The sequence below is a fragment of the Streptomyces sp. NPDC087270 genome (assembly GCF_044744625.1).
Taxonomy (GTDB): Bacteria; Actinomycetota; Actinomycetes; order Streptomycetales; family Streptomycetaceae; genus Actinacidiphila.
Genome location: NZ_JBIUYR010000032.1, coordinates 1 through 14575, shown reverse-complemented (window position 1 = coordinate 14575; position 14575 = coordinate 1). Strand labels below are relative to the sequence as shown.

The window sequence follows — 14575 nt, the reverse complement described above, 5'->3', positions numbered from 1 at the left end:
CGTCGTCCGCGCGCGAGCAGAACGAGCAGAACACCGCTCTGTGCGCAGAAGGGGCCCAGCGCTCACAAGGCTGTCAGGACCGGCGGAGACGCTTCTAACGTCCAGCGCCATGACCATCGACACGAGCCCCGCCATCGAGCTGCGGGGGGCGGGCAAGGCGTTCCGGACACCGTCCGGGGCCCCGCACACCGCCGTACGGGATCTGGACCTGACCGTGGGACGCGGTGAGTTCGTCGCCGTCGTCGGACCCACCGGATGCGGCAAGTCGACCACGCTGACCCTCGTCAGCGGCCTGGAGGAGCCGACCGAGGGCGAGGTCCTCGTCGGCGGTGAGCCGGTACGCGGAATCGGCGCCGACGTCGGCTTCGTCTTCCAGCAGGACGCCGTCTTCCCCTGGCGGACGGTGCTGTCCAACGTGACGGCCGGCCCGCGCTTCCGCGGCGCCGCGAAGACCGAGGCCAGGGAACGGGCCCGGGACTGGCTGGCCCGGGTGGGCCTGACGGCCTTCGAGGACCGCTACCCGCACCAGCTGTCCGGCGGCCAGCGCAAGCGCGTCGCGTTGGCGGCCACCTTCGTCAACGACCCGAAGATCCTGCTGATGGACGAGCCGTTCTCCGCACTCGACGTGCAGACCCGGGCACTCATGTCCGACCAGCTGCTCGACCTGTGGGCCGGTACCGGATCGTCCGTCGTGTTCGTCACCCACGACCTGGAGGAGTCGATCGCGCTCGCCGACAAGGTCGTCGTGATGACCGCGGGCCCGGCCACCGTCAAGGAGGTCTTCACCATCGACCTGCCGCGCCCCCGCAGCGTCGAGGAGGTCCGGCTGGAGCCGCGGTTCCTGGAGATCTACCGCGAGATCTGGTCGTCGCTGGGCGAAGAGGTCCGCATCACCCGGGAAAGGGGCGCCGGACATGCCGCCTGAGTCCGTATCCCTGTCGGCGCCGGCCACGGGCAAGCCGACCGGCGCCGCCGAACGCACCAGGTCGCGGGCTCGCGCGGCCCGCAGGCACGCCCTGCTGGTCAACGGCTGCCGGCTGCTGGTGCTCGTGCTCTTCCTCGGCCTGTGGGAGTGGTTCTCCCGGACCGGCGTCATCGACGCGTTCAACTTCTCCATGCCCTCGCAGGTCGGGGACCAGATCCGCACCTGGGTGCTGCACGGCACGGCCCAGGGCTCGCTCGGCGAGCAGATCTGGACCACCCTCCAGGAGGCCCTGTACGGCTGGGCGATCGGTGTCGCGGCCGGCGTGCTGCTGGGCGTCGCCCTCGGCCGGGTGCGCATCCTCGCGGAGGTCTTCGGGCCGTATGTGAAGGTCCTCAACGCCATGCCGCGCATCGTGCTGGCACCGATCTTCCTCATCTGGTTCGGCCTCGGCCCGGCCTCCAAGATCGCCTCGGCGGTCGTGCTGGTCTTCTTCCCGGTGTTCTTCAACGCCTTCCAGGGCGCCCGCGAGGTCGACCGCAACCTGGTCGCCAACGCCCGCATCCTCGGCGCGAGCAACCGCCAGGTCACGTTCCAGGTGGTCATCCCCTCGGCCACCTCGTGGATCTTCACCAGCCTGCACGTCAGCTTCGGCTTCGCGCTGATCGGCGCGATCGTCGGCGAGTACATCGGCGCCACCAAGGGCCTCGGGCTGATGGTCTCCACCGCCCAGGGCACCTTCAACTCGGCCGGGGTGTACGCCGCGATGGTGATCCTGGCCGTCGTGGCCCTGATCGCCGAGGGGCTGCTCACCTTCCTGGAGAAGCGGCTCTTCCGCTGGAAGCCCGTTGAGTCCGGCGCCCGTTGAGCCCGGCACCTGTCGAATCCGGCGCCCGCGTCGAACCCGGCGCCCGTTGAGCCCGGCACCTGTCGAGTCCCGCCGGCCCGCCGAGCGGGTCCGCGCCGCCCCACCACCACACAAGGACGTGACCCCATGCGCACTCGCACCACGATGATCGCCCTGGCCGGCGTGCTCGCGCTGACCGCTCTCACCGCCTGCGCGAACGACGCCTCGTCGGGCTCCGGTTCGGCCTCCGACGCCGGCGCGGCGACGGGCGCCGGCAAGGACGCCACCAAGGTGAAGATCATGGTGGGTGGCCTCGACAAGGTCATCTACCTGCCGGCGATGCTGTCCCAGCGGCTCGGCTACTTCGCGGCCGAGGGCCTGGACGTGACGCTGATGACCGAGCCCGCGGGCGTGGACGCCACCACCGCGCTGGTCTCCGGCGACGTCCAGGGCGCGGTCGGCTTCTACGACCACACCCTCGACCTGCAGACCAAGCACAAGTCCGTGGAGTCCGTGGTGCAGTTCGCCCAGGCGCCCGGCGAGGTCGAGGTGGTGTCGAAGAAGGCGGCCGGCGACATCACCTCCGCCAGGGACTTCAAGGGCAAGCGGCTCGGGGTGACCGGGCTCGGCTCCTCCACCGACTTCCTCACCAAGTACCTGGCGGTGCACAACGGGCTCCAGGTCAGCGACTTCACCCCGATCGCGGCCGGGGCCGGCCAGACCTTCATCGCCGCCATGCAGCAGGGGTCGATCCAGGCCGGCATGACCACGGACCCGACCGTGGCGCAGATCCTGGACAAGGGCATCGGCAAGGTGCTCTACGACATGCGCACGCCCGAGGGTTCGCGGAAGGCGCTCGGCGGCCTCTACCCGTCGTCCAGCCTGTACATGAACACGGACTGGGTGAACGGCCACAAGGACACCGTCCAGAAGCTGGCCAACGCGTTCGTCAAGACCCTCCGGTGGATGTCGACCCACAGCCCGGCGGAGATCGCGGCGAAGATGCCCGCCGACTACGCGCAGGGCGGCGCGAAGCTGTACGAGGAGTCGATCAGGTCGACGCTGCCGATGTTCACCGCCGACGGTGTGATGCCGGCGGACGGTCCGGCGACCGTGGAGAACGTCCTCAAGGCGTTCAACCCCAACCTGAAGGACGCCACCGTGGACCTGGAGAAGACCTACACCACGCAGTTCGTGAAGAACGTCGAGTAGCGGGGCCTGGGCCGCCAGCCCGCCCCCCGGCCGTCCTTCCGGCAGCGCCGACCGTACGACCGGACCGGTCGCACGGTCGGCGCGTCGGGTGCCGTACCGGCCGCTCTACGCGTCGAACTCGATGACGATCTTGCCCCGGGCGTGGCCGTCCTCGACCGCGCGCAGCGCCTCGCCGGCCTGGGCGAAGGGGAAGGTGCGGGTGACCAGCGGGTCGAGGTCGCCGCCGACGACCAGGCCGGCCAGGTCGTCCAGCACCTGTGCGGTGCGCTTGCGCACCACCGGGCTGCCGCCCAGCTCGGCCACGGTGCCGCGGTCCCCGGCGCTCACCAGCTTGGCCGGGTCGGCGAGCAGCGCGGCCACGTCCCGCAGCGGCTCGCCGCCGACCAGGTCCACGATCCCGTCGACCCCGCCGGGCGCGGCGGCCCTGACCCGGTCCGCGACCCCCGGCCCGGAGGTGACGTGCACCGCGCCCAGCGACTCCAGGAACTCCTTCTTCGCCGCGCTCGCGGTGCCCAGCACCGTCAGGCCGTCGTGCCGGGCGATCTGCACCGCGGCCACGCCGACCCCGCCGCCGGCGCCGTTGATCAGCACGGTGCTCCCAGGGGGGAGGGCGAGCTGGCGGACCGCGTCGTAGGCGGTGGCCGAGGCGACCGGCAGCGACGCCGCGTCCGCCCACGACAGCGCGGCGGGCTTGTGCGCGGTGACCGACGCCAGCAGCAGGGCGTACTCGGCGTAGCCGCCGGCGACGGTGTTGCCGAACACCTCGTCGCCCACCGCGAACCGGGCGGTGTCGCCGTCGCCGCTGTCCGGGCCGACCTCGACCACGACGCCCGCCGCCTCGTTGCCGAACACCGCGGGCAGGTCGGGGACGGGCGCGCCGACCGGCCGGAAACCGGCCCGCCGCTTCCAGTCGACCGGGTTGACGCCGGCCGCCCTGACCTCGACCAGTACCTGTCCGGGCGCGGGCACGGGCCGCGGCAGGTCGGCGAAGGACTCGGCCTCGGGGCCGCCGAGTTCGGTGAACACATACGCCTTGGGCATGGCTGCTACCTCGCGTCGAGGGTGGATGAGGGACGGGGAACCGGTCCGGATACGGCCCCGGGTGCCGCGGCGGGTGCGGCGGAAGTGCTGGGGGGAGCGGCAGGAGTGGCGCCGGCGGACGGGTCGGGTGGGGCGGTGGTGCGGTCCGCGTCCAGGTCCGGCACCCGGACCAGGCGGAAGACGGTGGTGCGGCGGAGCGTGAAACCGATCGACTCGTACAGCTTGACCGCTGAAGTGTTCGCGGCGGCGGCGTGCAGGAACGGCGTGTCGCCGCGCGCGCCGATCCCGGCCGCGACATGGCGGATCAGCCGGGTGGCCAGGCCCTGGCCGCGGTACGCCGGGTCGGTGCACACCGCGCTGATCTCGGTCCAGCCCGGCGGGTGCAGCCGCTCCCCGGCCATCGCCACCAGCGCGCCCTCGCGCCGGATGCCGACGTACGCGCCCATCTCGACGGTGGCGGGCAGGAACGGCCCGGGCCGGGTCCGCTCGACCAGGTCCAGCATCTCCGGGACGTCCGCGGGGCCGAGCGGCACCGCCTCCGGGTCCAGCTCGCCGCGCAGCGTGGTCGCCACGAGCTGCACGCCCGGGATCGCGTCGCCGCCGGTCCACCCCTCGGGCAGCTCGGCGACCCCGGCGACGGTGAAGGTGTTGCCCGGCCCGATCAGCGCGGCCAGGTCGGCCCACGCGCGCGGGTCGGCCGTGTCGGCGACGGCGACGAACGGCGACACGTCACGGCGGTAGCGGCCCGCCCGGCCGACGAACTCCGCCAGGTGCCGGTGCGCTCCGCTCATGGAGGCCCAGGCGGCGTTGTCCAGGACGTGTCCACCGGATGTCTCCGCCGGGTCCTGCGGGAGGGGTGCGTACGGTGGCGGTGGCGTGGTCCGAGGGCTGGTCGACATGTTCGCCGTGACTCTCCGTTCCGGGTGCGGTGCGTTCGGCGCCGGTGGGCGCCTACGGGTGCTCGTGCGGGTCAACGCCGACCCGGCCCGCGGAAAATCCCGCGGGGCCGGTCGGGATCGGGACAGCCGGTGTCGCGCCGAGGTCAGGAGTTGCTCAGCGGCAGGCCGGGCGGGTTGATCCGCGCGCTCGGCACCGCCTCGTCGCTGAGGTTCCACGCGGCCAGCCACTGGGCGTACTGGCCGTTCTTGATCAGGTAGTCGATGGCGTCGGAGAGCGGCTTGACCAGGCCGTCGCCCTTCTTGGTGGTGGCGCAGATCAGGCCCTGCAGGCTCGCCCCTGCGCCGGAGAAGGTGCCCGCGCTGCGGGTGGCCTGCGGGCTGCCGGCGGTCTTGGCGACGTGGTAGGCGACACTCGGGTTCGGCGCGAAGTAGGCGTCGATGTGGTGGGAGCTGAGTGCCAGGTAGGTGCTGTTCGCCTCCTGGTAGTACTTGATGGTCAGCTTCTTGCCCTCCGCCTTGAGCCGGCTCTGCCACTCCAGCAGGATCTTCTCCTGGTTGGTGCCGGAGCCGACCGCCACGGTCTTGCCGGCCAGCTCGTGGAAGTCGCCGGTGAAGGTCCACGGGTCGTCCTTGCGGACCTCGAAGCCGAGGTTGTCCTGCCGGTAGGCGGCGAAGTCGTACTTCTGCTTGCGCTGCTCGGTGTCGGTGATGTTGGAGAACCCGACGTCGGTCTTGCCGCTGTCGATGCCGATGAAGAGGTTGTCCCAGGTGGCGTTGGTGAGCACCGGTTCGAGCCCGAAGACCGCCGCGACGAGCCGGCCGAGGTCCGGTTCCGAGCCGGTCAGCGTCTTCTGGTCGGTGCCGGTGTAGCCGATCGGCGGGGACCCGGCGGGGAGGAAGCCCAGACCCACCACGAGCTGCTTGCTGTCCCGTACGGACTTGGGCAGTTCGGCGCGGATCGAGGCCACCTCGGGCACCTTCAGGGTGGTCTCCTTGGCGGCGCCGTTGGACAGCGCGCCGACCACCACCGTGCCCTTGGCGTCCGCCGCGGCAGGGGCGCTGGAGCCCGCGCCGTCGTCGCTGCCGCAGGCGGCCAGGCCCAGCAGGAGTGATGTCGCGGCGGCGGCGCTCAGGACGAGTCGGGAAGCGGTACGGGGCATGACGGCCTTCCTAGGCAGGGGTGACGGGAACAGCGGCGGGAACGGCGGCGGCAACGGGCGGACCCGGGACCGGAGACGTGGTGGCGGCGCGGGACGGGCCGGCGCGGGCGGCGTCGCGAGCGGTGGCCGGCCCGCGCCGGGCGGCTTCCTCACAGGACGCGGCTGAGGAACTCCCGGGTACGGGCATGGCGCGGGGCCGACAGCACCTGCGCGGGCGGCCCCTGCTCGACGATCCGGCCGCCGTCGAGGAAGACGACGCTGTCGGCGACCTCCCGGGCGAAGCCGATCTCGTGGGTGACGACGATCAGCGTCGTGCCGCTGGTGGCCAGGTCCTTGATCACCGCGAGCACCTCGCCGACCAGTTCGGGGTCGAGCGCCGAGGTCGGCTCGTCGAAGAGGATCACGCCGGGTTCCAGGGCGAGCGCCCGGGCGATGGCGACCCGCTGCTGCTGCCCCCCGGACAGCTGCCGCGGATACGCCTCCGCCCGGTCGCCCAGGCCGACCCGCGCCAGCAGCTCGCGGGCCGCCTCGCGCGCCTGCGCCCGGCTCTTGCGGCCGGTCGCCGCGGGCGCGGCGGCCACGTTCTCCACCGCGGTGAGATGCGGGAAGAGGTTGAAGTTCTGGAAGACGAAGCCGATCCGGCCGCGCTGCGCCAGGATCGCCCGCTCGCCCAGCTCCTTGAAGCGGCCGCGGTACCGGCGCACCCCGATCGGCTCACCGCCGACCTCGACATGCCCGGCGTCCAGCTTCTCCAGGTGGTTGATCGCCCGCAGCAGCGTGGACTTGCCCGAGCCGGACGGCCCGAGGATCACCGTCACCTCGCCGGCCGGCACCGTCAGGTCCACCCCGGCGAGCACCTGCTGCGCGCCGAACCGCTTGTACGCGCCTCGTACGGTGACCGCGACCGGCTGCACCGCCCCGCCTCGCACGGTGCTGTCACGCACGGCGCTGTCCTGGGCGTTGCCGTTCCGCACCGGGCCCGCCGCCGCGCTCATCGGGCCGATCCCGTCGCGAGCCGGGCCCGGGCCCGGACGTCGAAGAACGCGGCGCGCAGCCGTTGCAGCGGCGTCGGTGGCAGCGTCCGCAGCGCGCCGCGGGAGAAGTACCGCTCCACGTAGAACTGAGCGACGGACACCACGCTGGTCAGCACCACGTACCAGACCGTCGCGACCAGCAGCAGCGGCACGATGTCGCTGGGGTAGGTGCTGCCGAGCGTCTCCACCCGGCCGAAGACGTCGAGCAGCGAGACGTAGAAGACCAGCGAGGTGCTCTTCACCAGGCCGATGAGCTGGTTGACGTACGCCGGGACGATCGCCCGCAGCGCCTGCGGGAAGATGATCCGGGTGAACTGGTAGCGGCGCGGCAGCCCGAGCGCGGCCGCCGCCTCGTGCTGGCCCTGGTCCACCGACAGCAGCCCGCCGCGCACCACCTCGGCGGCGTACGCGGCCTCGTTGAGGCTGATGCCGACCACCGCGACCACCAGGCTGGTGGCCGCCCTGGTCTCGTCGAAGTCCACGAGGTGCGGCCCGAACGGCACCCCGAGGCTCAACGTGGCGTACAGCGCCTGGAAGTTGGCGAGGAACAGCAGCACCACGATCAGGGGTATCGAGCGGAACAGCCACACGTACACCCAGCTCACGACCCGCAGCACCGGGCTGCGCGACATCCGTGCCAGCGCCAGCACGATCCCGGCGAGCAACCCGAACACCGCGCTCCACGCGGTGACCTGGAGGGTGACGCCGAGCCCGTGCAGGATCACCGGGCGCAGGAACCAGTAGCGGAACCTGCCCCACTGGAAGAACTGGTTGGTGGCCAGGCCGTGCGCGATCTGCGCGACCACGACCAGCACGGCCACGGTGAGCACCCATCTCCAGGGGTGGCGCAGCGGCACCACCCGGTGCTCGTCGGCCTGATCCGACGTGGCGTCAACGTCCTTGCCGTGTACGGGCGCGGGTGGGTCGACTGCGGTGCGGGAGGCGGCGCGGGGCAGGTCGGACATGGGGCGACTCCGGCGCGGGGAGGACGCTCGCACGCAGCACGCGCTCACGGACCAGGGCGGCGCGCGCGGCGGGAGCGGGACGGTGGAGGGTGGACGGGCGAGAGCGGGAAGCGGGGTGGAACGCGGCCCGCGCGTGCGGTCGTACGCGAGCGGCGGGCATGACGTGCGACAGGTGACATGTGACGTGCGTCGGGAGCGGCGGTGCGTGCCGTGGTGCGGTGCGTGCCGTAGTGCGGTGTGTGCCTCAACGGGCCTGCGGCCCGGGGGAGTTCAGCTACTACAGAGCGCGCTGCTGACGCGCAGCAGGTCGATGTGCCGGGCCAGGACAGGGCGGTGCGGACGGTGGCATCGCCACTGCTCCGAACCGACTGCCTCGGTCATCCCGCCCACCTTCGCCCGCCCGCCGCTGCGGGCCTCGCGTGCTGCTCGCGGCCGGGCGGAAGCGCCCTGACCCCGGCGTCAACGTAGGCAGCGCCGTCACGGGTGTCAACGCCAGGCCCGTCGCTATGCCCCGGTGTGCTCGGGTTTCGCGACGCGGGTTTCATCCCCCGTTCAAAAACCCGCCCGACGACCGGGCGGGCGTCCGCCGGTGCCGGAGGCCGGCGGCCACGACAACGTGACACTGCCGCCGGCCGGCAGCGCGTGCCAGCGCGCGGCGAAGTCGTCCAGGCGGACCAGGATGCGCTCGACGAGCCGGGACCGGCTGATACCCGGCTCGATCGAGGAGAACCAGTCAGGGAGATCGGCGCGATGGCCCGCCCGCAACTGCCACAACGGCTCGCACAGGGAGGCCAGTGTCTCGGACCGGGCCATGTCGGCGTGCTCGGCCCTGTCCGGCTGCCGCTTCGCTTCCCGGCGTGCCAGCCGCTTCCTGACGGCAGGGTCGGCTGCCCAGAAGATGTTGCTCCGCCCGGCCGCGATCCGGCCGAAGACCGCGCCGGACAGGCCCGCCTCGGCCTCGACCAGGAAGTGCACGGCGTCGTGCGGCAGGTAGTCGTCGTAGCCCGGTCCTTGCCGTGGTGCCAGCTCCGGGCCGCGTTCCCGAACGACGGTCATCTGGTACCGCCGCCCTGGTGCCTTGGTGAACGTCACGTCCATGGTCGGCACGGTACCCACCGTCGCGGGTGGATCGCACACGGTTATCCCGTGGGTGCCGGTCCAGGGGGCCAAGGCTGGGCGCCTTGCGGTCCCCGAAACGCGTTCGCGGCCGGACGCCGCCCCGGCCCGCCTACAGCCGCAGGCCCTGGGCGAGCATGCGGAAGGGGGCCTCGTAGAGGGCGGGGAGGTCGGGGACACCGTCGCGTTCGACCCAGTAGCGGACGACCGCCGTGGACACCGCCATGATCGCGGCGGCCGCGGCGTGCACGTCGAGGTCGTCGGGGCCGCGGCCGGTGCGGGCCATGATCACCTCGGCCAGGCGGTCCTGGCTGCGCTGCAACTCGTCCCACGAACGGGCCCTGATCGCCGGGTCGTTGAAGCCGAGCCGGGTGCGCAGCAGCAGTTCGTCCAGGTCCGACTTGATGACCGGGCCGAAGGAGTCCGCGAGCGCGGCCAGTAGCGACTCCATGATCGGCTCGCCGGCCGGGCGGGCCAGCAGCGCGTTCGCGAGCACGGAGTCGTAGTCGTCGACGAGGACCACGTCCTCCTTGGTCGGGTAGTAGCGGAAGAACGTGCTCGGGGAGACCTCGGCCGCCTCGGCGATCTGGTCCACGGTGGTGGCCTCGTACCCCTGCTCGGCGAAGAGCCGGTACGCCTCCCGCCTGATCGCCTCCCGGGTGCGCTGCTTCTTGCGCTCCCGCAGGCTCGGTGCCGCCACGGCCGGGGTCTCCTCAGTGCTCATGCCACCGATTCTCCGGGTCCCGCGCTGCCGGAGGCCACCCCGTCCGCCGTGTCGGCCGAGGACCGGTCCTCCCGCACGGGCGCGGCCGGTGAACCGGGCGCCGGCGCGGACGAGGGGAGCAGCAGCAGCCCGAGTACGCCCGCCAGCGCCGCGCACACGCCGCAGGTCAGCATCACCAGGTCCATGCCGTGGACGAAGGCGGCGTGCGCGGAGGCGAGCAGGCCGGGGTCGTGCAGCCGGGCGGCGACCGCGTCGGCGCCGGTGACCGAGTCCCGCGCGGCATGGGCGGACGAGGCGTCCAGCCGGTGGACGGCGAGCCGGCCGAGGTAGCCGGCGCTGAGCACGCTGCCGAGCGCGGCCACCCCGAGCACCCCGCCGACCTGCTGGACGGTCTCCAGCAGGCTGGTGCCCTGACCCGAGCGCTCCGCGGGCAGCGAGCCCATCACCAGGCCGGTCGCGGGCACCATCGCACTGCCGAAGCCGAAGCCGATCAGCGTCAGCCACACGGCGGCGAAGCCGTAACCGTCGCCCGCCGCGGTGGTCGCGCCGAGCAGGGCCCCCGCGGCGAGCAGCAGCAGCCCGGCCGGGATCACCAGGCGCGGCCCGAACCTCTTCGCGATCGGCTCGCTGAGGGTCGCGGCGACCATCAGCCCGGCGATCAGCGGCAGGATGCGCAGGCCGGTGCCGAACGCGTCGTGTCCGAGCACGGATTGGAGGTACTGCGGCACCACGAACAGGATGCCCATCACCGCGAAGTTCACGAACACCGCGAGCAGGGTGCCCCAGCGGAACGCCCGGTCGGCGAAGAGGCCGAGGTCGACCAGGGGGTGCGCGGTGCGCCGCTGCCGTATCAGGAAGGCGGCCAGCACCGCGGCGCCGCCGACGATCCCGGCGAGCACCTTCGGGCTGCCCCAGCCGTCGTCCGGCACCAGGATCGTGCCGTAGACCAGGGCGGTGATGCCGGCCACGCTCAGCACGGTGCCGGTGACGTCGAAGGGGCCGGGCGCCGCCGGGGCGCGGTCGTGGTCGCCGGGCAGCAGCCAGACCGCGGCGAGCAGCGCGATCACGGCGACCGGCACGTTGAAGACGAACACCGAGCCCCACCAGAAGTGGTTGAGCAACCAGCCGCCGACCAGCGGGCCGACCGGCATGCCGAGCGCGGTGGCCGCGGTCCAGGTGGCGATCGCCTTGGGCAGCTCCCGCCGGGAGAAGATCCGCGGCAGGATCGCCATCGACAGCGGCATGATCATCGCGGCGCCGGCGCCGAGCACGGTACGCACCGCGATCAGCTCGTCCGGCGACCCGGCCCTGGTGCCGGCGAGCGAGGCGAGGCCGAAGAGCGTGATGCCGCCGACCAGCAGGCGCTTGTGCCCGTACCGGTCGCCGAGCAGCCCGACCGGCAGCATCACCACCGAGAGCGCCAGCAGGTAGCCGCCGCCGATCCACTGCAACTGGGCGCTGCTGGCGCCCAGTTCACCGGAGAGCGTGGGCAGCGCGACGTTGATGACGGTGCCGTCGAGTCCGATGATCAGCACGCTCAGCGTCAGTGCGGCGAGGGCCAGCCAGCGGCGTGGCGAGTCCGCGAGCGGATGCGGCGGCGGGGACGGGGGCTTGGACAGGGGTGTCGAAACGCGCTGGGCGCGCCGAGCGGGGTCGGCTGACGGGGAGGGCGGTGCGGTGTCCGCGGGCATCGGCATGGGCAGCCTCCTGGGAGTGGACCGTATAAAGACAGTACACTCTCAAAAAGCTGTTTCACGTCAAATGAAAGTTGACTTTCACTATGTCGAGGGTGGTGGCGGCGCGCCGCTCAGCTCGCCTTCCGTCCGGACGAGGCCGTCTTGCGTGCCGCGGTCTTCTTCGCGGCGCCGGACTTGGTTCCGCCCCGGGTCCCGCCGGCCTTGGCGGTGCTCGACTTGGCCGAGCCCGCCTTGGCCGCGGTCTTCTTCGCACCGGCCCGCTTGCCCGTCGCGGTCTTCTTCGCGCCGCCGGCGCGCCCACCGGACCGCCCGCCCGACGGTTGCGCCTGCTCCACGGACGCCCGCAGCGCCGCCATCAGGTCCACGACGTTCCCGCCGCCGGCCTCCTCGCTCACCGTCGGCGGCTCCGCGCCCTCCAGCTTCGCGGTCACCAGCGCCTCCACCGCCTGCGCGTACTCGTCGTGGTACGCGGTGAGGTCGGCCTCGCCCAGCGCCTCGATGAGGGTGTCGGCGAGCTTCAGCTCGGAGTCGCTGATCTTGACGCTGCCCTTCGGCGCCGCCTCGGCGGGGTTGTTCAACTCGTCGGGCCAGCGCAGCGTCTGGAGCAGCAGCACGTCGTCGCGCGGCCGGATCAGCGCCAGGTGCTCGGAGTTGCGCATCGCGAACTTGCCGACCGCGGCCTTCCCCGACCGCTCCAGCGCCTCGCGCATCAGGACGTACGGCTTGTTCGCGCCCGCCGAGGCCGGGGCGAGGAAGTACGGGGTGTCGAGCTGCATCGAGTCCACCGACGTCATGTCCACGAAGCCGCTGACCTCGATGGTCTTCGCGGTGGGCAGCGGCAGTGCCTGGAGGTCGGAGTCGGTGACCTGGACGAGCTGGTCGTCCGGGGTCTCGTAGGCGCGGCCGATGTCCGAGGCGGTCAGTACCTCCTCGTCCAGCTCGCAGGTCTTCTGGTAGCGGACCCGGCCCTGGTCGGCCAGGTGGATCTGCCGGAAGCTGATCTTGTGGCTGGAGACGGCGGAGCCGAGCTTCACCGGTATCGAAACCAGGCCGAAGGCGAGGTTCCCCGACCAGACGCTGCGCATAGCGTGTCCTTTTTGTCAGGCTATGGGACCTTTATGATATGCCGATCACCGAGGTCGAGGGCCGCCGAGTCAAGCTCAGCCACCTCGACCGCGTGCTCTGGCCGGAGACCGGCACCACCAAGGCGGAGCTGCTGGAGTACTACGCCACCGTCGCCGGAGTCCTGCTGCCGCACACCAGCGGCCGGCTGGCCAGCTTCGTCCGCACCCCCGACGGCGTGGACGGCCAGCGCTTCTTCCAGAAACGCCCGCCCGCCGGTACGCCCGAGTGGGTGAAGACCACCGAGCGGGTGCGCAGCAGCGGCGAGCTGATGGACCAGGTCGAGGTGAACGACCTGGCCACCCTCGTCTGGGCCGGCAACCTCGCCTGCGTGGAGATCCACACCCCGCAGTGGTGCGCCGCCGACCCCGACACCGCCGACCGGCTGGTGCTCGACCTGGACCCGGGTCCGGACCGTACGGTCGTCGACTGCTGCCGGGTCGCGCTCGACCTGCGCGAGCGGCTCGGCGCCGACGGGATCGCGGCCTGGGCGAAGACCAGCGGCTCCAAGGGGCTGCACCTGCTGGCCGCGCTGCGCGGCGCCACCCCCGACCAGGCGCGCGCGTACGCCAGGACGATCGCCCGCGAGCTGGAGGCCGCGCACCCGGACCGCGTGGTGTCGCGGATGGCCAAGGCGGACCGCGCCGGCCGGGTCTTCATCGACTGGTCGCAGAACTCGGCGAGCAAGACCACCGCCGTCCCCTACACGGTGCGCGCCCGCGCCCGGCCCACCGTCTCCGCGCCGCTGACCTGGGACGAGGTCGCCGCCGCCGAGGAACCGGGCCAACTCGACTTCACCATCGGCGAGATGCCCGCCCGGCTGGCCGAGGTCGGCGATCCGCTCGCCGCGCTGCTCGAACCGGGCGGCGCGAGCGCGCTGCCGGGGTGAGCGTACGGGCGTGGCGGACGGGCCGCCGTCACGCTGCCGCGCGGGCCGCCTGTCGTAGCGCCTACTGCTGCCGCGCTGGCCGCCCGTCGTGCCGCCTACTGCTGCTGCGCGCCCGCCAGGTGCTCCGCGAGCTCCTTCTCGTCCTCGTCGCTGAGCGAGGTCTTCAGCAGGGTGCCACCGTAGGGGCGCATGGCATCGGCGAACTTGTCCTCGGTGATCTTGGCGGCCATCACCACCACCGCCGACGTGCCCGGCTTGAGCATCTCCTGCACCTGGTCGCGGAACTGGTCGTCGATCCCGGACTTGCCCAGCTTGCCGAGCAGTCCGCCCATCGCCGCGCCGGCCAGCAGGCCGAGCCCGGGCACCAGGAAGAGGATGCCGAAGACCATTCCCCACAGCGCGCCCGACGCCGCCGAGACCCCGACGATCTTGCTGGGGGTGTCGACGTGGGTCTTGCCCTCCGCGTCGACCGAGACGACGGCGAGCCCGTTGAGGTTCACGACGTAGTCCTGCTGGAGCTTCTGCACCCGCTCGTAGGCGTTCTCGGCGGTGCTGTGGTCGTCGTAAGCGATCACGATGAGTTCGGACATCGGGGCCTCCTCGGTGGCGTGGGCGACGTGAGGAACCCTATGTCCGAAATGTCGGCACGGCCACGCGGTGCCGGACGGCGGGGCCTAGTGTTCTGAGTCGGGAATTCGCTTCAGATATCCGGCGAGGCGTTCGAGGATGTCCTCTGCGGTCTTGGTCCAGATGTAGGGCTTGGGATCGGTGTTCCAGGTGGCGATCCACTGGCGGATGTCGGTCTCCAGGGCCTGGACGGATTTGTGGACGCCTCGCCGTATCTGCTTGTTAGTCAGTTCGGCGAACCATCGCTCGACCAGGTTCAGCCAGGACGAGCCGGTCGGTGTGAAGTGCAGGTGGAACCGTGGGTGTGCCAGCAGCCAGGT

The 14575-nt window shown here is 72.2% G+C and carries 14 protein-coding genes and 1 pseudogene; 4 read left to right on the top strand and 11 right to left on the bottom strand.

Annotated elements, in window-relative coordinates; all coding sequences use genetic code 11:
- The first annotated feature begins 109 nt into the window (after positions 1-109).
- From ACIPAE_RS38385 to ACIPAE_RS38375, 3 genes are all read left to right on the top strand, one after another.
- A complete protein-coding gene (locus tag ACIPAE_RS38385) occupies positions 110-925 on the top strand; it encodes an ABC transporter ATP-binding protein (RefSeq protein ID WP_402451919.1) in 816 nt (271 codons plus the stop codon).
- A complete protein-coding gene (locus ACIPAE_RS38380) occupies positions 915-1790 on the top strand; it encodes an ABC transporter permease (protein WP_402451916.1) in 876 nt (291 codons plus the stop codon). Before ACIPAE_RS38385 ends, ACIPAE_RS38380 begins: the two co-directional genes overlap by 11 nt.
- Positions 1791-1916: 126 nt before the next feature.
- On the top strand, positions 1917-2981 hold the full coding sequence (locus ACIPAE_RS38375; RefSeq protein ID WP_366412714.1) for an ABC transporter substrate-binding protein: 1065 nt from the start codon (positions 1917-1919) through the stop codon (positions 2979-2981).
- 105 nt (positions 2982-3086) lie between these two features.
- Here the strand turns inward: ACIPAE_RS38375 and ACIPAE_RS38370 are convergent, their stop codons facing one another.
- The 9 genes from ACIPAE_RS38370 to ACIPAE_RS38330 form a co-directional block, all read right to left on the bottom strand.
- Positions 3087-4022 (bottom strand): NADP-dependent oxidoreductase, encoded by a 936-nt coding sequence (locus ACIPAE_RS38370; protein ID WP_329362156.1) that lies wholly within the window; start codon positions 4020-4022, stop codon positions 3087-3089.
- 5 nt (positions 4023-4027) lie between these two features.
- Positions 4028-4921, bottom strand: a complete 894-nt coding sequence (locus ACIPAE_RS38365; RefSeq protein WP_366412716.1) for a GNAT family N-acetyltransferase — start codon at positions 4919-4921, stop codon at positions 4028-4030.
- Between the two features lie 143 nt (positions 4922-5064).
- Positions 5065-6081: a transporter substrate-binding domain-containing protein gene (locus ACIPAE_RS38360; protein ID WP_402451911.1), complete on the bottom strand. Its 1017-nt coding sequence runs from the start codon at positions 6079-6081 to the stop codon at positions 5065-5067.
- Positions 6082-6230: 149 nt separating this feature from the next.
- Positions 6231-7076 (bottom strand): amino acid ABC transporter ATP-binding protein, encoded by an 846-nt coding sequence (locus ACIPAE_RS38355; RefSeq protein ID WP_402451909.1) that lies wholly within the window; start codon positions 7074-7076, stop codon positions 6231-6233.
- A complete protein-coding gene (locus ACIPAE_RS38350; protein WP_366412718.1) occupies positions 7073-8080 on the bottom strand; it encodes an amino acid ABC transporter permease in 1008 nt (335 codons plus the stop codon). Before ACIPAE_RS38350 ends, ACIPAE_RS38355 begins: the two co-directional genes overlap by 4 nt.
- Before the next feature lie 552 nt (positions 8081-8632).
- Entirely contained in the window at positions 8633-9178 is a 546-nt protein-coding gene (locus ACIPAE_RS38345; protein WP_329362148.1) for a hypothetical protein, read from the bottom strand.
- A 130-nt stretch (positions 9179-9308) separates the two neighbouring features.
- A complete protein-coding gene (locus tag ACIPAE_RS38340; RefSeq protein WP_328472591.1) occupies positions 9309-9920 on the bottom strand; it encodes a TetR family transcriptional regulator in 612 nt (203 codons plus the stop codon).
- Positions 9917-11617 (bottom strand): DHA2 family efflux MFS transporter permease subunit, encoded by a 1701-nt coding sequence (locus ACIPAE_RS38335; RefSeq protein ID WP_366412720.1) that lies wholly within the window; start codon positions 11615-11617, stop codon positions 9917-9919. The genes ACIPAE_RS38340 and ACIPAE_RS38335 overlap by 4 nt, the downstream gene beginning before the upstream one ends.
- A gap of 110 nt (positions 11618-11727) precedes the next feature.
- Positions 11728-12702: a Ku protein gene (locus tag ACIPAE_RS38330; RefSeq protein WP_329362144.1), complete on the bottom strand. Its 975-nt coding sequence runs from the start codon at positions 12700-12702 to the stop codon at positions 11728-11730.
- Between the two features lie 38 nt (positions 12703-12740).
- On the opposite strand from ACIPAE_RS38330, the gene ligD reads away from it, so the two are divergent.
- Entirely contained in the window at positions 12741-13628 is an 888-nt protein-coding gene (ligD, locus tag ACIPAE_RS38325; RefSeq protein WP_402451904.1) for a non-homologous end-joining DNA ligase, read from the top strand.
- A gap of 95 nt (positions 13629-13723) precedes the next feature.
- On the opposite strand, the gene ACIPAE_RS38320 is transcribed toward ligD, so the two are convergent.
- Both ACIPAE_RS38320 and ACIPAE_RS38315 read right to left on the bottom strand, forming a co-directional pair.
- On the bottom strand, positions 13724-14218 hold the full coding sequence (locus ACIPAE_RS38320; protein WP_329362140.1) for a DUF1269 domain-containing protein: 495 nt from the start codon (positions 14216-14218) through the stop codon (positions 13724-13726).
- A gap of 84 nt (positions 14219-14302) precedes the next feature.
- A pseudogene (locus ACIPAE_RS38315) lies at positions 14303-14575 on the bottom strand (IS630 family transposase); the annotation flags it as partial.